This window comes from Flavobacterium sp. LAR06 (genome assembly GCF_041946075.1).
Taxonomy (GTDB): Bacteria; Bacteroidota; Bacteroidia; order Flavobacteriales; family Flavobacteriaceae; genus Flavobacterium.
This window is the reverse complement of sequence record NZ_JAUTYT010000009.1, coordinates 179898-199972: the sequence shown is the minus strand read 5'-3', so window position 1 is coordinate 199972 and position 20075 is coordinate 179898. Positions and strand designations below refer to the sequence as shown.

Genomic DNA, 20075 nt, shown 5'->3' with positions numbered 1-20075 from the left:
TGTGTATTTTTATTTAACAGGCATAAATTTGTACAGCACCACTCCATGCATCGGAACCTTCACCGAAAGAGCCTCGTTGTCTGCGTGGATTGTTGTAATATCTTTTTGGCGCCATAGATCACGCACCTTTTGCTTTCCTGAAATACCAAGCTTTTTCAGATCGTTGTAAGAGATATCTACTTTCTCCAGACCGAAATTGCAAAAGCCTGCTACACGACTGCCATCCTCTAAATCTTTTACATAAATGCGTAAATCTCCGATAGTCTGAACACAGGTAGCCTGTTTGCCAAGAGCATCCTGATTAACAGCAATTACTTCATCGTTTGTCAATAAATTCAGGGTAAAGTCATCCAGCTTTTCCAGATCGCAACCCAGTAGCAGCGGAGTAGAGAAAAGACTCCAAAGGCTGACATGAAGATATTGCTCATCTGGTCTGAGCCTGGTCGGATGAAGGTTACCCCATCCAACGGTTCCTACAACCAGCATGTCTGCATCGTTCCAGTTACCGGGTTTAGCGAAGGCTGCAGACTGATCCTGCGCTAATGCAATACCTTTCACATTGGACCAGGTGTCCAGGATATCATTTGTGGTACGCCAGCTGTTTCCTCCTACCGAATCACCCCATTTCCAAACATCCGACATTCCGTATTGACACAAGCTAAAAACAATGTCGCGCGGTTGCTGACGGATATACTCTCCCATTAATTTGTATGGTTTAACTGCGGTAGACAATTGATAACCTCCATTGTACGATATGGAGATTACTTTATTCGGGTCGTTATCAGGTAGTCCATTTAGCGCCCCTCCGTAGCTACACCAATCGTATTTCAGATAATCAAAACCCCATTTGGCATAGGTTTCAGCGTCTTGCTTTTCATGACCATAACTACCGGCACAGCCACCACAGGTCCACGGACCAGGACTGGAATAGATACCGATCTTCAAACCAAGACCATGCACATAGTCTGTCAGGGCTTTCATATCGCCAAATTTTTTATTAGGAACTATAGTACCAGCTTCGTCCCGCAGCTTGCCTTGCAGGGAAGGATCTGTCGAATCTCGGTTATTTTGCCAGTAGTCGTCAATATTTACATAATTCCATCCGTGATTTACAAGTCCGCTTTTCACCATTGCTTCTGCAGCGCGTTTAATTTTTTCACCAGAAACTTCATGGGCAAAACAATTCCAGCTATTCCATCCCATTTGCGGTGTAAGTGCAATTTTATCACCACAGCTAATACGCAAACTTTTTTCGGCTATCCCTTTTGCATTCTTTGCCTTTAATTGAATAACGTAAGTGCCGGCTTTTACAAGCTTACCCGTAATAAGTCCTGTTTTTTGATCCAGCTCCAGTCCCTGAGGCAAGCCGGTAACCTGAAAGGTCATTGGACGCTCGCCAGTGGCCGGTATTCTGAACAGAAACGGTGAGCCTGGGCGGACACCAAAAACGCTTGCGCTATTAATCTTTGGTTTTGCCGATGGCTTAGGGGTAAGAATGTAGGGTTCACCTGGGACAGGATAATAAGTAGCAAAAGTTGATACTCCTGCGGCCTCAAATTTCGCATCAGCCCAGTTGGCATGATCGCTGCCACCGTCTCCTGCGTCTGTTACCCGCAGCTCAAGTTGTTTCACACCCGAAAGTTTAACACTACATGGCCGGGCAGCATCACCTTCATGCATTACACCGCTCGCCCAAAGTTTCGCTCCATCACCGAATACTATAAACTCTACGGCTGGTTGACGTCCTTTCACCTCATCATCAATGCCCACCTGTGCGGTAAACGAATTTGCCTTACCATCGAGTTGGATAAAAAGAGAACTTTCTGCGTGTGTGCCGAAGCCACGCTCAAAGGTTTTGCCTGCAATTGTCATGATGTTGTCATCAACCGTCCTGTTTTTTTTAGGTACACCCCAGCCCTGTGAAGCTACGCTGAGATCCAGTTCATCTAACCAAACCGTTTGTGCGGAAAGAGTACCGCTAACGATCAGCAGTAAAATAATTTTATAAAAATGTTTATGTTTCATTGAGAATTCTTTTATAAGTGAATCTGTGACTTTTACAAGTCACAGATTTTTTAAATTCAGTCCTGCTTAATAGTATCAATACATGATGCCCTGCAAAAACTGTATTTTATTTAGTTATAATGTCTTACTTACCTCCTGCAATAATGGCATCCAACATAGCCTGGTCTTTTACCTTATTGTTAGCTCTGTCTAACATAAAACCTATCTCCCACCAAAATGGCACGATACCATTCGCTTTAGCCTGTTTCGTCACATAATAAGACCAATGATCCACAGACTTGTTGTGCATAGCCATATCCTTAGGAACAGGCTTGTTCAGGTCGGGAGTTCTTCTCCAGGTTGCATACTCGCCCAGTATTACAGGGATACCTTTATCAACAAATTTTTGTTTCATCTTTTGGAATTCGGAATCAATCACATCCTCTTCACCAAAGGTGGCGTTGCGTTCCGGCTCAATAGTGGAATGATTCCCGGCTCCCCAGTAATAAATCATCTTACCCCAGCTTACATCTGCATCTGTTACTATCGTAAATAAAGCAGGTGTATAGTTATGTACCTCAACCATCAATTTGTTAGGAATGTTGTCTGTTGGCATCGTATTCATCAGATCAAAAGTTAGAGCAGCATCAGTTCTGGGACCCTGCACAACCAGCACCCTGTAACTGTTTCTGCCTCCGGTAGCACGAACTGCCTTGATGAATGTTTCGTAGTAACCATTAAGTATGGCCATCTGCTCGGCATTTTCAGCCGGAGGTTCATTTGCACCGGCGAATATAAGGTGCTCATTAAAATCACGCATGGTTGTAGCAATCTGTTCCCAAATCGCCTTTTGCATTGCATTAATGGACTCTTGCTTTGCCTTAGTGATGTTATTATCAAGCCAGCCATTATCCGCATGAGCATTTAGTACCACATACATATCATTTTCCACACACCATCCCACTACTTCTTTCACGCGGTTAAGCCAGGCAGGGTCAATTTTTGCTTTTGCCGGATCGCTTAAATGGGTCCAAACCCAGCCACATGGAATCCTTACAGAATTGAAACCTGATTCTTTTATAAATTTCACATACTCTTTGGTAATTTTACTATTTACCCACTCCGCTTCGGTTGGTGCTTCCATAGTATTGCCAAAATTTATTCCCAAATGCATTTTTGCAGACAATTGCATAGCTGTACTGGTCATATCGGTTGCATCGGGAGCTTTAGGCGATAAATTATAGGTTGGATATAAATTACCTCTTTGTGTAATCGTAATTCTTCGGGCCTGACCATTTTCCGCTTCAATGGTTAGTACTACAGAGCGGGTAAATCCGGTTTCATTACTTAAAACTGTAAATTTTGTTGCTGTAACGCCACTACTACCACTTGTTGTGGTTAATTGCAGCCATGATGCTGCCGAATTGTTAACACTCCATGCACTGTTGGCTTCAATGGTGATATCTTCTGATGTACCACCTGCTGGTTCAAAAGAAACTGTTTTTGCTGAAACCGTTAATTGTGGAGCTTCGTCCCCATCTTTTGAGCAAGAAACTGAAAATACAGTAATGATCAGTAGCAGTACAATTTTATAAAAATGTTTAAAGTTCATTTTTTACGTTTTAGAATTAATAAATTTTTATTAAGACCTGCAGAAGAGTTTAACTTTAATGAAATAGCTGCAGGTCCTTCTTTTACTAGTAATTTATTATAGAATTAATAGGTTGTCGTTATTTGATTTTTACAATCCTGATATTATCAACCCCTGCACGAAGACCGGTTGTACTTTCTTTGTCAGAAGTATTGACCGCAAAGAAATTTATAGTCTTCTTTTTTGAACCAAATAATTCTGAAAGGCTTGTTGCCGAATTACCCGTACCGTCTATACCATCCTTTTTTGTACGGAATTCAGTCAATGGGATTGTTACTGTTACCCATTTTCCTTTTGTAGTGAAGTTGGCTGTTTTAGTTCCTGTAAGTTTCCATGGCTCAAAACGGGCTAAATAATCCCAATTGAAATCTCTAACAATAAACATTGATATGCCATTCCAGTCTCCGGGAACATTAAGTTCAAACTTTAGTGCAAATTGATCTATATCTAAATTTAAATCAGCTGCTGAAACCCACTCTGATCCATTTTCGATGTTAATGCTTCGACCGCCTTCCCACCAGGCTCCGTTACCCGCAGTAAGAACAGGAGTGTCTAAAATAGGATACCATCCATGGTTACCCGGGAAAGCCGGATCATTATTACTAGTCGAGGTACCCCATGCTATATTGCCAATAGTATCAAAATTACAAAGCATGCCTGTCGTAAGATCATTAACCTTAAATGTTGTTAGAATTTCACCTGATGCTGTAACTATTTTTAAGGGACCGCTTGTAATAGTAGATACTGGAAAGCTAATTGCAGTTCCATCCTCTTTTGTTACATAATCAGTTATTGCCACCCCTCCAAAACTGAGTTCGCTAATAAGGAATAAATTGGTTCCAAATACAGTAACAATTTCACCTTCAACCGGGTTTTCATTTGAAATAGCAGCAAGCAAAGGTGGTCCGGCAACGATATCAATATTGAAAATTGTAGAACCACCCGCAGTAGCCACCTCAATAGTATTTAATTGATTTTCAGGAACCAGAGGAAATGGAATTACATAGGGCAGCTGTACAACAGCATACTCATCTGAAAACAGTCCTCCATCAAATGCAACTGATACGCCATTGAAAGCGATCTTTACTAAATTTTTTAAATTTGAGCCCTTTAAAACGACCCACTGACCAGGCACTAATTTATTTACAAGAGTATCATTGGGAGCGGCAGCATAATTCCTTACCTCTGTAATAACAGGGGCACCATTTGAGTCTTCATCATTATTACAAGATGTTAACATTGTAATGATCAGCAGCATGCTTAAAAAAAACAAACGATTAACACGATTACTTACTATTTTTTTCATATCTGTATATTTTTTATCACTATTCATAATAAGGCACTGATGGTTCGTTCAATTTAGGATTAGCAATCACCTCTACTGCAGGCAGCTGTAAAGTAAAAGTAGCAAAGGTAGCTGGAGAAATGGGACCAATAGGATCAGTAGGCGTAGCTACCTCAGTATCACCATTATATTCAAATCTTACTCTTTGCTGATTACTAAGAAGACCAACTGCTTTTTGCGGATTATAGTAAGAAAGTCTTACCAGATCAAACCAATACTGTCCTTCACAGGCAAATTCAAGTCTTCTTTCATTCAGGATAACATCTGTATTAAGTACGGTTACCGGATCGACACCTGCTCTTGTTCTTACCTTATTAAAATACAATAATGCATTGACGTCACTTGTAGTACCATTATTACCAAGGATAGCCTCAGCATATATTAAATAAATATCTGCCAGTCTTAATAATGAATTATGCTGTATGGACCCCAAAAACGTCATTGCAGGAGAATTGTTATCTGCCTCATTACCAATAATATGTTTTTTCATACCTGGGCCCTCGGCAGTGTAGCCACCACCTGCAGCGTTTAGTTCGGGATAGTGGTCCCCGGTCAGCATAAAAGTCGCTTTACGTCTTATAGAATCCTGCTTGGGATAAGCTAAATACAGATCATAACTCGGTGACGGAGCTCCCCATGCCCCATCTTTCTGAGGATTAATATCTTTACTCGGCGAGTAGGTCAATAATTGATTCCCTTCCATCCATCCAGTAGTAACAGACCATTGAAGTGCAAATAATGATTCAGGATTGTCATTGAATTGTGTTCTAAAAAGATCAGGGTACGTTGGAAGCAAAGTTAAACCGCTGTTTTCAATTACATCCTGTGCATAGAGTTTTGCCTTGTTTAAATAATCCTGATTACGATTACCTCCCAGCTGTCCTAATCCGGACATAGTTAGATACACTTTACTTAACATTCCTTTTGCTGACCAGCTCGTAACCCTGCCTTTACTATCAGTTGCAGGAAGATTCTCTACAGCAAAAGTTAAATCTTCAGTAATAAATCGGTATACATCTGCTGTTTTATTTTTATTTATCAAAGGTGATTTTATCAACTTCGTATTATCTTCAATAATAGGCACTTCTCCCCACAACATTACAAGATGGTAGTAAGCCATAGCACGTATAAATCTTGCTTCAGCTACTCCGGCATTTTTATCAGCAACAGCAACTGTTTCCGGCGTATTTTCATTGATAGCCTTAATTGTGCCATTACAGTGTGCCACTATAATATATAATCCTGTCCAGCCGTCTGTTAAACGTTGGTTAGATCCTGAAAGCGTAAAAGTATTAAGCTGCACCAGATCTGCACCTTGCCACGGTATAACAAGGTTTCCGCTTAATATATCTCCTAATGGAATGTATGCCAAATTATTCCATTGTGCCCATACTCTGCTATAAAGTGCTGCCGTAGCTAATCTGATTTCTTGTTTTGTCTGATAAAAATTCTCAGTGCTTATCTCTGACTGAGCAGGGCGATCCAGAAAATCATCCTGACAACCAGTCAAAACTATTAAACCCAAAAGGGTTGAAACAGTTATTTTATATATTGACTTCATATCTCTCTGTTCTATTAGTTATTTTTATTTAGTTAATCCCACATTTATTCCCAAAGTAAATGTTCGGGCTTGTGGATAAAAGCCATAATCAATTCCTGCTTCTAACGGATTCCATGAACCCACTTCAGGATCCATTCCCTTATAATTTGTAATAACAAAAGGATTACTGACATTAACATACATACGTAGAGAACTTATGTGTATTTTTCGCATCCACTCACTTGGCATTGTATACCCCAAAGTCATGTTTTTGCATCTAAGAAAAGATCCGTTTTCAACGTACTTATCAGAGAAACGATGACTTCTGTTACTATCGTTATTTTTAAGCCCGACAATCGTAGTATTTGGATTGGTAACATATACATTTTTGGGATCTGAAGCCGAACCATCTGGATTAATTAAAGCCAGATTAGCATGATCATTTAATGACTTTAGGAAGCCATATTGTGTCGAAGGATTTTCTCCGTTAATCCTCAATCCGTTTACTACTTCATTACCCATGTTGGCACTAAAGAAAATATTCAGATCAAAACCTTTATAGGTAAAAGTATTACCAAGCCCTAATTGACAAACCGGAATAGGAGAACCTAAATAGGTTCTGTCTTTTTCTGTAATGACACCATCACCATTTAAGTCTTTAAATTTCATGTCTCCATACCATACCCCTCCAGGGTTTGGTGTAATTGGCAAAACTGCCCCATTTGTATCTGTAGGCAAAGCATGTGTTTCAAAGTCCTTCGCAGTTGCAAATACACCATCTATCATATAACCATAAAAGTCACCAATAGACCCACCAACTCGAGTTTCAGCAACTACTTCGTTACCAGCATATTTTCCAAGCAGTGATGCGCCGTCTGTATTTAATTTTAATACCTTGTTTTGATTATGTGATAATGTGAAATCAGTTGTCCAGTTAAATTTATCTCCGTTTCCGATTATATTTCTGGAACTCAGATGAAGGTCTATCCCTCTGTTTCTAACGACCCCAACATTTACAAATGGAGGATTAATTATTCCGGACCCGCCAATTGTTCCGGAATATAATGGTAAAGGAAGCTGAAGTAACAATCCGTCTGTCAGACGATTATAAATATCAACTGATAGATTAAGCCTCCAGCCGAAAAGTGATGCATCGATTCCGGCATTACTATATTCTGTTTTTTCCCATGAAACTTCACGATTTCCTAAATTATTAATAATTTGTGCATTACCCGCCAAACCAGTTGAAGTAGTCCTTAAGGTAGTGATATAAGCATTATCCCTAACATTTTGATTATTAGTCGAACCATAACCTATCCTAAACTTTAATTCATTAACCGTTTTTGAGCCTTTTAAAAATTTCTCATTGTTTAATTTCCAGGCAAAGGCTCCTGAATAAGTGGTTACCCAGCGATTTTCAGGCGCAAATTTTGAAGAACCATCTGCACGTGCATTTACGGTAAACAAATATTTATCGTCATAAATAAAATTAACACGCCCAAAAAAAGATTCCTGTGCATTTTCTCCGCGAGTCCCATCATTGGTTGCTGTTGCGGGATCGCCGCTGCCTATATTGGTAACACTGTTTGAAATGAAATTTTTTCTTGCTGCAGCAACATTTTCAAACTGGAACAACTGTGCCTCATGTCCTCCCAGTATGTTAACGTTATATTTGCTTTTAAACACTTTAGCATAAGTCAGGAAACTTCTAAAAGTGGTAAAATACTCCTGACTATAAGAATAAAAGGCATCATTTACTAATCTTTCCGCTAGTCCAAACTTGTAAGTAGGGCTGAATCGGTCCTCTGTCCTGAATGAAAAATTCCCCGAGACTTCATTTCTAAAGGATAAATCCTTTGTAAATGCGATATCTGCATAAAAATTACCAAACATCTGATTTCTTTTGGGTGTATTGACATTAGTAAGTGCAAGAGCATATGGATTTACACGTTTATTAATCCATCCTTCACTGCTTTCTTCTCCGGCATAACTACCATCAGGATTTTTTACAGGGATGTCTGGTGTCTGACTTAATGCCTCTGCAATAACATTTGAACCTGTTGAATTTACATTCTCATCAATATGGGTTAACTGTAAACTAGTCCCTATTTTTAACCAGTCAGTAGTTTTATTGTCTAAATTTAATCGTAACGAAGCCCTTGTAAACTCAGATCCCAGTGCTATACCTTCCTGATTAAATAAAGATCCTGACAATAAATACTGCGTTTTATCATTACCACCGCTTAAAGTAAGCATATGACTCACTACAGGAGCCTTTCTGAATAATTCATCCTGCCAGTTTGTACCCTCGCCTAAATACTTTGGATTCGCAAATTCTGGTCTTTCATCAAAACCCCAAACAGCTGCCCTGTCATTAATAAACTTAGCATATTCTCTTAAATTCATAGTAGGATATTGCTTAATCAGCTCTTGATATCCGGTTGAAAATTCATAAGTAATTTTTGGAGCTCCCTCTTTACCTCTCTTGGTTGTAATAACAATTACACCGTTGGTTGCCTGCGAGCCATAAATTGCGGTTGCTGATGCGTCTTTTAAAACGTCAATTGATTGTATATCCGAAGGATTGATTGTAGATAAGGGGTTTGTACCATTGGCTCCACCATAACTTTGGCCAATTATAACGCCATCAATTACATATAAAGGAGAGCTGCCGCCAAAAGAAGACAAACCTCGTATTTGTATATTAACTCCTCCTCCTGGTTGACCTGAAGTCTGCTGCACTACAACCCCTGCCACTTTACCCTGCAAAGCCTGGTCAATTGTTGTGGGACGGGTTCTCATAAGATCTTCTCCCGATATGGACGATATTGCTCCGGTTAGATCTTTCCTTTTTGCCTTGCCATATCCAATTACTACCACCTCATCAAGTGCTTTTCGGTCTTCTTTAAGGCTTATCTTTAATTGGCTGCCTGTCACTTTTACTTCGCGGCTTACATAACCCAGATAACTGATAACAAGTGTTTCTCCAATTTTAGCATCAATAGAAAACGAACCATCCAAATCGGTAGATACGCCGGTTTTAGCTCCTTTGGAATTTACATTGACACCAAAAATGGGTTTACCCTCTGATTCATCTGTTACCGTTCCTGTAATTTTTACATTAGAATTCTGAGCTGATGTCAGACTAAAAGAACAAAGCAGAACCAGCAAGGCATATTTTTTAAAGAGTTTCTTTGCTTTTACAAAGCGATGAATAACATGTTTTTCATTCATAATTAATTGGTTTAAGTTAGTTAGTCAAGTGGTTATTTTTTTAAATAAAAAAGGTATCAGCCTGAAATAATGGAACTACTATTTCATTTCGTACATTTTGGATCTATTGGGAACAAATTAACAATAATGGAAAGCCACACGAGGGCTCGTTTTGTATCAAAGGATGGTATCAATTGTTGCAATTTTTACACTTGTAATAAAAAATTGACTTTATTTATCATGTTTTCCTATTTAATATCATAATAAATTATCATTTCAATAAGCAGAAAGATTTATCCAAACGGGTAAAGGGAGTATGTTTTTAACATTTAGTTTACACTTGAATATTCTCTTTTGGAAACAACTTCACTAGATTTTTGAAGAAAACAACTGTAGATTATATCAAAAATATGATACTCTTGTTAGTGACCAGATTGGTTTTAGCCGTAGTGATAGTTAATGTTGTTTGATTCGGTAAGCCAACGAGGGAATTAGGATGGGTTTGGTGATAAGACAGCTGTGTTTTTTTTTTAAACTTTTTAAAACGGAATTGATTTATGGAAGATAATAATGCACAAAGCCCAAATGAAGCAGAAAAATTCTGAATTACTTGTTATAATAATTTAAGAGATGTTTTATTTGTAAAGCTTTGGTCTTTAATCAAAATAAAATAGATGAGTATCCATTTATCTATATTGCTACTCAATCTTAAAAAAAATCTAAGTCAGGATCTTTTAAGATTGAATAGCTTTCTTTTTTTTTAAAATTATTTTAAGAATTTCCAATAATCAAAGTACAGTATATCAGTCTTGGCGTTTCCTTTAAAAATAAAATACAAATCGTGAACTCCTGACACTTTTTTAACCTCAATGGTTTGTAATGTCCATTTTTCATTAGCAGTCGTCATTGGCACATTTACAGTTCCAATTAACGCTCCGTCTTTAGTGTCCAGTCGTATTTCCATTGAAACATTTCCTTTGTGCGCTGTTCCAATTCTTGAACTGAATTTCGAAGCTCCTTTGCGGAAATCCACCTCTTTTACTTTTATAAAAGCGTCATTGTATTTTGCCATAACAAAATTGCCAGTCCCGTTATCAGTCATTGACTTCACTCCTTCCGACCAGGCAATAGTTTCGGCTTCCGTTTTTTCATAAGGATTTAACGGACTTAAACTCTTTTTAATTCCAGCTGTCATATTCATCTGCACAATCGAACCGTCCTTATTAAACCTGACTTCTTCTATACAAACGGAACGGGTAAAACCGCTGCCGCCTGGTAATGCTGCGTTGTGATAGAAAAGATAGCTTTTTCCCTTAAAATCAATTACGCCGGGATGATTGGTAAAAGAACCTCCTTGTGTAGGCATGACAATACCCTGATACTTCCATGGTCCTGTGATACTTTTACTGGTTGAATACCCAATATGCTCCGGAATTGGCCCTGCGGCAAAAAATAGATAATACAGACTATTGCGTTTGTAGAGCCATGGTCCTTCCTCATAAGTGGTAGGTCTTTCCTCATTTTTTGTTCCTTCACGTTTACCAAAAGATTCGAAAGTATTGGGTATTTGTTGTACTTCACCTGAAGTGGAAATCATGTCCTTATTCAGTTTTACGTAATACAGGCCGGGATTTCCCCAGTACAAATACGCCTGACCATCTTTATCAATAAAGGGTGTAGGATCGATATCGTTCCACGGATGATGATCGATAAGTTTCTTGTTAATAGGGTCTTTAAAGGGACCATAAGGACTATCTGAAACCAACACTCCTATGTTTCCGCCATGCAGGGGACAGTATAAATAAAATTTACCGTTTCGTTCAATGCACTGCACTGCCCAGGCACCATTGTCCTGCTTTCCCCAGCTAAAATCTTTTAGCGAAGCCACTATTCCATGGTCTGTCCAATTGACCATGTCGGTTGAGGTATAAAGCGACCAGTTGAGCATTTTAAAACCTTTGCCATCGGCATTGGCATCGTCTTCATCATGGCTTGTATACAGATATACCGTGCCGTTGTGCACCATTGGTGCCGGATCTGCCGTATAATTGGTCTGCACAATAGGATTCTGTGCAGAACCAATGGAACAATTTAAGAGCGTTATTAGTGTTGCTATAAGTTTATAGGTATATTTCATTTTAGTTATTTAGTTAATAAAATTCTCCATTTGACTGGATAGTTATTGCTAGTTCTACTTTTATACTTGTCTTTTTATTATGCCACAGATAAAAGGATTTAAAAGATTAATCATTATAATCTGGGAATCTGTGGCAAAAAACTGAAAAAAATCTATGTTTCTCCCATGGGTTATTTTACTATTTAATCCTGAACCAGTCAAAATCTGCATAACCGCCTGTTTCTTTTGTGGCATAATTAAACAAGGCAAAGCGATAACCCATAAAATGTGGAATGGTATATTTCATCTTCAAAGGTTGGCCTATCGGTTTCCAAACTTTTCCATCAAGACTGTAAAAGAAACTAGCCTGATCTTTCCCATTAAGAGCGTAAAGGCTAACTGCTGCATCGTTCATACCCGTAAAATCGCAATCTATTCTGAAGTAAATTTGGTCCTGATCCAATGGAATTCGCTTTACTTCTACTGGCTGACCGTTATCCGTAGTGATCATTACTATAAATTTTTGACCTGCGTCAATTTTAACGCCCACTGATCCATACTCTTTTTGGAAAGCTGATAATCCTGCAAAATCTCCCTCTTTCATTTTGGAAACATCCAAAGCAACAGAACCTGAGCTGATTGGGCCAATAGTACGTTGCGTAAGCGTGTTTCTGACCTGCAGAAAATCAGTGTCGGTTCTTCCTGTTTTGAGACGCAGGAATCCTTTTCTTTCTGTTACAGACCACAGCGCATTATCCGGATTATGGTTCCATTGCCACACTAAAGGCAGTGCCGCCTGTCCTTTTTTTCGGTTGAATTCATCAGAAGCTACCAAACCCGGAATCAAACCTTTACTGGCTGGCAAGTCTACTATTTCCGGGACTTTTCCGTTTTCTCCTAACACAGGCCAACCATCTTCCCACTTAACCGGAACCAGATAAGGAACGCGGCCAACAGCAGCATAATCGCGGAAAAGATAAGAGAACCAACGTCCATCGGGAGTGTCTATCAATCCTCCCTGAGCAATTCCCCGATCCTGTAAACCTACTTTTCCTTCCCAGGGACCGTTGATATTATCTGCCCTGTGTATAATTACAGTTCGCATATCACCGCGTGGCGCGCAAATATTAAATAGATAGTATTTTCCTTTTACTTTAAATAATTGGGATCCTTCAGCTGCAAGACCTACTTCCTTTCCTGTAGGTGCACTGGCATTTTCGATGAGTACTCGTTCCGCAACTCCTTGTTTAATTCCTGTCAGATCCTCATTTAATTCAACAATTTTAAGTCTGTCTGCGTCATAAATTAAATATACCTTGCCATCATCATCAAAAAATAAGGAATGGTCGTGGAGGGATGGCTTAAAAGAAACTCTTTCCCAGTTTCCTTTTTCTATATCCTTTGTTTTAAAAATATAGGTTTCACCTGGTATGTCATGTGCAAAAGTGGTTACATAATACATACCGTTGTGGTAACGCAAACTACTTGCCCATGAACCTCTGCTATAGATATTTTTTCCTTCTGTTAAATTTAGTGCTGGCAGATCTGCCAAAGTATCATAGGCATAGTTGATGATTTTCCAGTTGACAAGATCAGTCGATTTCATAATGGGCACACCCGGATTCATATGCATTGTGGTACTGCTCATATAATAATTTTTTCCCACTCTGATCATAGACATATCAGGCACATCGGCAAAAATGATTGGATTTTTGGCTTGTGCCAGAATAACGGCCGGAACAAGCAAAACAAGGAAGCATAAAATGAGCTTAATTTTTTTTTTCATTGGATAAAAGAATAATGGAGAATCGAACTTACTTGATTTTGCTGATAACTTCAACAGAAATAACCGAAAACGAGTAGTTTTTTTCTCATGGTTTAAAAATGGGTTGATCGTTAATAAATGATTTCTTAAGCAAACAAAGTAATGAGAAAACCATGCCGGACAACGTTTCATTTTGTATCAAAAGAGTATGCCAATTGTATTAAATGAAAAACCTGTACTATCAAATATGCTTATGAATCAATCTGAAATTGTATGGATTTATCTCAATTAAGATTTGAAGCTGAATGCATTGATCAGATTAAAAAAATAAGCAGCATCAAAAAAAAGAGTAATAAACCTAAGCTTACTACTCTTTAAAATTATACTTGCAATTAGGACTTATTCTTTATTAAATTTTGGTTGATATCACCTAATAATTCTTCTCCAACAGCTATTATTGCTGCTGTTTATAAATACGCAGGTATTCCGAAGGCAGAAAACCAAATTCTTCCTTGAAGTACTTAGCGAATCTTTTCGGGGAATTAAATCCTACTTCATACGCTATTTCAGCAATTTGCATTTGACTTTTTTCCAGAAGCTGGCGTCCGCGTTTCAATCGTATGGTGCGAATAAATTCGATTGGACCTTTACCGGTAATGGCAACTAATTTTTTGTATAAATGACCGCGGCTTAGGCCTAAAGCCGTACTTAGAGTTTCAACAGAAAATTCAATATCACTTATATGTTCTTCTACAACCTTAATAGCTTTTGCGATTAGTGCTTCATCTAATGAAGTAATGGTAATTTCTGAAGGAGAAACATCTATCTTTTGGCTAAACGAGGCATGGCTTTTTTCTGTCCATTCTACAAATTTCTGGATTCGCAGTTTTAGCAAATTAAAATTAAAAGGTTTAGTGATATAATCATCCGCACCAAGTTCCAGACCTTCTACTATATGTTCTTCAGCAGTACGCGCCGTCAATAGAATAACCGGAATATGAGACCATTGGATATTTGTTTTGATCTTTTTACAAAGTTCTATTCCATTCATAACAGGCATCATTACATCGCTAACGATAATGGTCACATTAAACTTTTGCAGCAATTGCAGTGCTTCTTCTCCATTATTGGCCGTTATTACAGTATAGGCATCCTCGAGATTATCTTTAATAAATTCACAAAAATCATTATTGTCGTCTACAAATAACAATATCTTTTTATTTGTGGCTTCATCGTTTTCTTCCTCCTGTTCCGTAGTAAATTCTTCTAAAGTATTATCCGGTAAATTTTCTTCCTCCGTATCTAAATCTTCCATTCTGATTGGAATCTGGAAGGTAAAAACACTACCCTGAGGAACATTATCTGTAACGCTTACTGTTCCTCCATGAAGACTGATATATTCAGCTACAATATGTAATCCTATACCGGTTCCTGTTTTCTCCTGTTCCTGCTGAGCCTGATAAAAGCGTTCAAAAATATGTTCTTTCTCTATATTACTAATACCACGGCCTGTATCTGAAACACTAACACAAACATTATCTCCGGCCTTTTTTATATGAATCTTTATAGTACCTCCGTCTAAAGTATATTTGAATGCATTTGAAAGTAAATTTGAAAATATTTTCTGAATCTTATCGCGATCAAAGGGCATTTCTAAATGCTCAATATCACTCTTTAACAGCAAACTAATATTACGTTCTTCTGCATAAACACAAAATAAAAGGTAAATTTCATTGATAAAAGAAACAAAATCGCCCGATTTTAAATTTAGTCGTTCTACTCCAACATCCAGTTTATGAAAATCAAGCAGTGAGTTTATTAATGTCATAAGCTGTTGTGCATTTTTATACATAACACTTAATTTTTTTCTCATACTTTCGCTTGTTGCATCATTCAATAAAATCTGCAAAGGAGTTATTATAAGGGTAAGTGGAGTACGCAAATCATGGCTGATGTTGGTAAAAAATCGTAGCTTGATTTCATTAATATGCATTTCCTTCTCATGATCCATCTGTAAACGATGCTGCACGAGTTTTATCAGATGTTTTTCTTTTGTTTTACGAACAAAAAATATTAGTGCACCAATAATCAAAATGGCATAAATAATAAAAGCCCAAATTGAAAAATAGAACGGAGGCATAACATTAATAGATAATTCTGTAGGGATATTGTTCCATACACCATCAGCATTACGTGCTTTTATTAAAAGTTTGTAATTACCCGTTGGAAGTGAAGATATTACTATTTTATTTTTTTGAGTTGGCAGCCATTGTGTTGTAAAACCTTCTATCTGATAAACATATTTCACTTTATCTGCATTCAACAAATTTCCTGTTGTAAACTGTAAGGAAATAAGTTTATCATCATGCCTGAAATTTAATTCCGAAGTTAATTGCATGGAATGCTCGAGCAGCCTGCGGCCATCATAATAGGAGTCGACCTGAATAGTGTTGTTGCCCACTGTCAATTCAGTAAATATAACTTTGAATGTAGACGGGTCTTTTTCATACATTTTATTCGGGTTCAAAACTGTATATCCTTCTACATTACCAAGGACAATATCACTATTTTGTAATTTGCAAAAAGCGCGGTCATTAAAATAATTATTGGCCAGACCATCTTTGACGGAGTAATTTTTACTTGAAAAAGTAAAATCGCCATTTGAGGTTGGCCTCACGGTAAGTATTGAAAGTCCGTTGCTTGTTGGTACCCAAATATTATTGAAATTATCTTCTGTTATGCCTTTAATTAAGTTATCGCACAAACCACTCTCTTTGTTAAAAAAATAAAGGGTATCCTTTTTTTGATTCCAGATAGTCAGTCCATCGTTATTGCCTAACCATAACAAACCGCGTTTATCTTTATAGACATTTGAAATTTGATCCTGAGGAAAAGCCTGATTTCCTCTCTTATTGCCATGATATGAAATCTTTTTGTAATTGGTAATATCAATTACTAATAATCCACTTACAGTTCCAAAATACATTTTGTCACCACCATCATAAAACATATCCAGCGCATAGACAATATCATCAAATGGAGTAGTCACAGAATTAAAATTATCTGAGTCCTGTGGTAATACCTGGATTTTTCCACCCAGTGGTCCTATCCATATATTTCCGTAGCGGTCTTCTTTTAAATTCCAAATACTATTGTAGGTTAATTTGCTGTTCTTTGTCGTATACTGGGTCATTTTGCCATTTTCGTAACAAAAAAGTCCTTTTTGATAGGTACCAATCCAAACACGATTCTTCCTGTCTTCCAAAATTGATATTATGGCAATGTCCGCAACCGGGAGTTTTCTGACTGCTTCAGATTTTTTATCTTTTAAATACAACCCGTTCCCATCTGTTCCTAACCATATATTCCCCTGATGATCTTCCATTATAGACATGATATCGGAACATTGGGGATGTCTGAAATTGATAAAATTCCGAAAACTTTCATGACAATAGGATAATCCCTTTTTAGTATATCCAACCCAAATAGTCTCGTTGTTGTCTTTGTAAAGACACTTTACAGTATTTGATGACAGGCCTGTCTCGACCCATGGATCAGATACGAGATTTTCAAACCGATCTTTTCCCTTGTCATAAATAAACAATCCTTTGTGGTCTGTTCCTACCCAGATCTGTCCCGGTTGGTTTTCGATAATACTGGTGATATGATTGGCCTGAGTTCTTAATCCCGAAGCTAATTCAAATCTCTTCCAGGGTTCAGCTGCATTCTTTTTGTAAAAGACCTGTTCGCTTTTATCCGAACAAATCCACAAACCTTTATTGCTGTCTGTATAAATTATATTGAGAGCGCTAATAGCATTTTGTTTAATATTGTCCGGTAATTCTATAAATGTCACAACCCCTGATTTTTTGTTTACCTTAAAACAAACCCCTGAATCATATCGAATTGCGTAGAGAAATTCACCACTATCTGCGATAGAAAGTTCCCCTTCTAAAGTTGTTTTTAATTGGAATACAGCCGTTTTCTTTTTTCTGAAATCGTGAAAAAAAATTTTCTTTTTGTTGATCACCCATAGATTACGATTTTTATCGACAAAAACTTTAGGATTAAAATCTGTCTCTATTCCCAGATTAAGCAAAAATAATTTTGGGTCTGAAAAAGAATCTTTATCCCTTTTATAAACCATATAAGAGTATCCAAAGTCAATCCAGATATTACCCAGGCCATCTTCCTGTAATTCAAGTATATTATTTGAAGACAATGCATTAGACACACCGGAATGCATTTTATAAACCTTAAATTCATATCCGTCATATCGGTTTAAGCCAGACTCTGTTCCGATCCAAAGAAAACCGTAACTATCTCTTAGAAATGCTTTCACATTATTATTGGAAAGACCTTGTGTTGTTTCTAAATGATGAAAAACATAGGACTGCTGCCCCATAATATTCTGGAAAGAAACAATCCAAAATAAGATCAGTATTGGTACGCAGATTTGTCGTATGTTTTTTTTCATATTAAAATAGTCAAAGAGAAAATTCAGTTTTGATTAAGAAATTAAAATTATTGAGCTAAAAAATATAGCCACAAATTTCATAAATTAACACAAATTAAATTAGTGAAATTAGTCTGCATTTATTAAACCAATAAAACTCCTGATAAAATTTTATTTCTCTTATCAGGAGTGTTAACAAGATTTATTTAATAAAATTCAAAAGATGCGTATCTCTTTTTTATAATTTTTATAAAAGGAAACTTCCCGATTTCAATTGGTTTAGATTTCTTTTGACTAGCCGCTAACATTCAAATATAACAAAAGTTTTGATCAATTTGTCTCAACTTTACCCAGAGTCAATTGTGGTCCTTGTAATTGATTGCTGATTATTTTCCTTCCAGAACCACTACAGAAAAAGGTGGTATTGTCACATCCAATTTACCTGCTTTTATTGAAAATTTATTAAAAACAACCGGGGCTATCTTATTTGGATCTTCAAAAGTATTGTAGTCCTGAATCTTTGATGAAGACAATACGTATCCTTTAATATCATTGATTCCCAGTTCTTTTAAATCTATTCTGATTTTATTTTCATTTTTCAAATCAATATTCACAATTGAAATATGAGTTAAATTGGCTTTATCTTTTGAGGCTGAAACAGAAACAGCCGGTAATTCTTTTTTATCAAAAATGTATTTTGGTGACTCTATTTTTAAAGCAATAAGCTGAGCATCCTGGTGCACGTTATACATTTTCATTACATGATAGGTTGGAGTAAGTAACATTTTCTCTTTATTAGTCAGGATAACGGCCTGTAAAACATTTACAATCTGAGCCAAATTTGCTCCTCTTACTCTATCTGCATGATTATTGAATGTGTTTAATGTTACACCTGCAATCATAGCATCTCTCATTGTATTTTGCTGATACAAAACGCCGCCTTCGTTCCCTCCGTCGCTATCAAACCATCCTCCCCACTCGTCTACGATCAAAGCAATTTTCTTTTCCGGATCATATTTGTCCATTACCGCAGCATGTTTTTGAACTAATTCTTCCATTTTAAGCGCCGAATGCATGGTTTCAAAATACTGATTTTCATCAAAGTTAATCGATGGTCCTTTCTTTTCCCAATTTATAACCGAATACCAGTGCAAGGCCACCGCTTCTACTAATCCTTTTGGAATATCGCGCATTAAAACTTCTGTCCAGTGATAATCTTCTCCATTGGCACCCGATGCTATTCGAAATGGCTTGGCAGCACCATTTGCATCCGGCATAAAAGTAGCATACTGCCTGTATAGATTAGAATAATATTCGGCTGTCATATTTCCACCGCATCCCCACATTTCATTTCCTACTCCCCAAAAAGTAACTTTCCAGGGTTTTTCCCTATTATTTTTCTTTCTTAAGTCTGACATCGGAGTTCCTGATTCATAATTGACATACTGTACCCACTCTTCTAATTCACGAGGAGAACCGCTCCCGACGTTTCCGGCCAAATAAGGCTCTGCACCAAGAACTTCACACATATCCAAAAAATCATGTGTACCAAAACTATTGTCTTCAACAGCTCCTCCCCACCAACGATTCACAATACTTGGTCGGTCTTTTTTGGGTCCAATTCCGTCTTTCCAGTGATAAGTATCGGCAAAACATCCGCCTGGCCAGCGAAGATTTGGCACTTTTAATTCTTTTAATGCCTTAATGATATCATTACGAACTCCTTTTGTATTGGCAATATTGCTGTCTTCTCCAACATACATACCTCCATAAATACATCGCCCCAGATGTTCTGCAAAATGACCGTAAATATGTTTATTAATGATGGTTTTATTGTCTGTTTTCTCGATTGTGATCTCCGCAACCTTAGTTTGCGAATTAACATTTTGAAAAATTAAAACAATACAGGTTAGTAAAAAGAGTTTTTTCATTTTTTGGTTGTTTGTTAGTATGTAGAATTATAATTCCAGTTTTGTTCTGAACAT

Annotated in this window: 9 protein-coding genes; all 9 read right to left on the bottom strand. The window is 37.3% G+C overall.

The features are described 5' to 3' along the window. Nucleotides 1-9: 9 nt before the first annotated feature. The 9 genes from Q7C23_RS14560 to Q7C23_RS14520 all read right to left on the bottom strand — a co-directional run bounded on the left by Q7C23_RS14560 (nt 10) and on the right by Q7C23_RS14520 (nt 20021). Nucleotides 10-2025 (bottom strand): NPCBM/NEW2 domain-containing protein, encoded by a 2016-nt coding sequence (locus Q7C23_RS14560; RefSeq protein ID WP_375033220.1) that lies wholly within the window; start codon nt 2023-2025, stop codon nt 10-12. A 124-nt stretch (nt 2026-2149) separates the two neighbouring features. Then, complete coding sequence (locus Q7C23_RS14555) at nt 2150-3616, bottom strand: cellulase family glycosylhydrolase (RefSeq protein WP_375033219.1); 1467 nt, start codon at nt 3614-3616, stop codon at nt 2150-2152. Between the two features lie 118 nt (nt 3617-3734). After that, on the bottom strand, nt 3735-4961 hold the full coding sequence (locus tag Q7C23_RS14550; RefSeq protein ID WP_375033218.1) for a glycan-binding surface protein: 1227 nt from the start codon (nt 4959-4961) through the stop codon (nt 3735-3737). A gap of 19 nt (nt 4962-4980) precedes the next feature. Beyond that, complete coding sequence (locus tag Q7C23_RS14545) at nt 4981-6561, bottom strand: RagB/SusD family nutrient uptake outer membrane protein (RefSeq protein ID WP_375033217.1); 1581 nt, start codon at nt 6559-6561, stop codon at nt 4981-4983. Nucleotides 6562-6585: 24 nt separating this feature from the next. Further along, complete coding sequence (locus tag Q7C23_RS14540; RefSeq protein ID WP_375033215.1) at nt 6586-9774, bottom strand: SusC/RagA family TonB-linked outer membrane protein; 3189 nt, start codon at nt 9772-9774, stop codon at nt 6586-6588. Nucleotides 9775-10519: 745 nt separating this feature from the next. Next, nucleotides 10520-11890 carry a glycoside hydrolase family 43 protein gene (locus Q7C23_RS14535; RefSeq protein ID WP_375033214.1) on the bottom strand — a complete coding sequence of 457 codons (1371 nt, stop codon included), beginning with the start codon at nt 11888-11890 and terminating at the stop codon, nt 10520-10522. A gap of 178 nt (nt 11891-12068) precedes the next feature. Further along, on the bottom strand, nt 12069-13655 hold the full coding sequence (locus Q7C23_RS14530; RefSeq protein WP_375033213.1) for a glycoside hydrolase 43 family protein: 1587 nt from the start codon (nt 13653-13655) through the stop codon (nt 12069-12071). 433 nt (nt 13656-14088) lie between these two features. Next, on the bottom strand, nt 14089-18111 hold the full coding sequence (locus tag Q7C23_RS14525) for a two-component regulator propeller domain-containing protein (RefSeq protein ID WP_375033212.1): 4023 nt from the start codon (nt 18109-18111) through the stop codon (nt 14089-14091). 365 nt (nt 18112-18476) lie between these two features. After that, on the bottom strand, nt 18477-20021 hold the full coding sequence (locus tag Q7C23_RS14520) for an alpha-N-arabinofuranosidase (RefSeq protein ID WP_375033211.1): 1545 nt from the start codon (nt 20019-20021) through the stop codon (nt 18477-18479). Nucleotides 20022-20075: the final 54 nt, after the last annotated feature.

Bases quoted from the DNA above. Each gene is read 5' to 3' on its own strand.
- Q7C23_RS14525 (WP_375033212.1), bottom strand. From the start codon at position 18,111: ATGAAAAAAAACATACGACAAATCTGCGTACCAATACTGATCTTATTT.
- Q7C23_RS14540 (WP_375033215.1), bottom strand. From the start codon at position 9,774: ATGAATGAAAAACATGTTATTCATCGCTTTGTAAAAGCAAAGAAACTC.
- Q7C23_RS14520 (WP_375033211.1), bottom strand. From the start codon at position 20,021: ATGAAAAAACTCTTTTTACTAACCTGTATTGTTTTAATTTTTCAAAAT.
- Q7C23_RS14555 (WP_375033219.1), bottom strand. From the start codon at position 3,616: ATGAACTTTAAACATTTTTATAAAATTGTACTGCTACTGATCATTACT.
- Q7C23_RS14545 (WP_375033217.1), bottom strand. From the start codon at position 6,561: ATGAAGTCAATATATAAAATAACTGTTTCAACCCTTTTGGGTTTAATA.
- Q7C23_RS14530 (WP_375033213.1), bottom strand. From the start codon at position 13,655: ATGAAAAAAAAAATTAAGCTCATTTTATGCTTCCTTGTTTTGCTTGTT.
- Q7C23_RS14550 (WP_375033218.1), bottom strand. From the start codon at position 4,961: ATGAAAAAAATAGTAAGTAATCGTGTTAATCGTTTGTTTTTTTTAAGC.
- Q7C23_RS14535 (WP_375033214.1), bottom strand. From the start codon at position 11,890: ATGAAATATACCTATAAACTTATAGCAACACTAATAACGCTCTTAAAT.
- Q7C23_RS14560 (WP_375033220.1), bottom strand. From the start codon at position 2,025: ATGAAACATAAACATTTTTATAAAATTATTTTACTGCTGATCGTTAGC.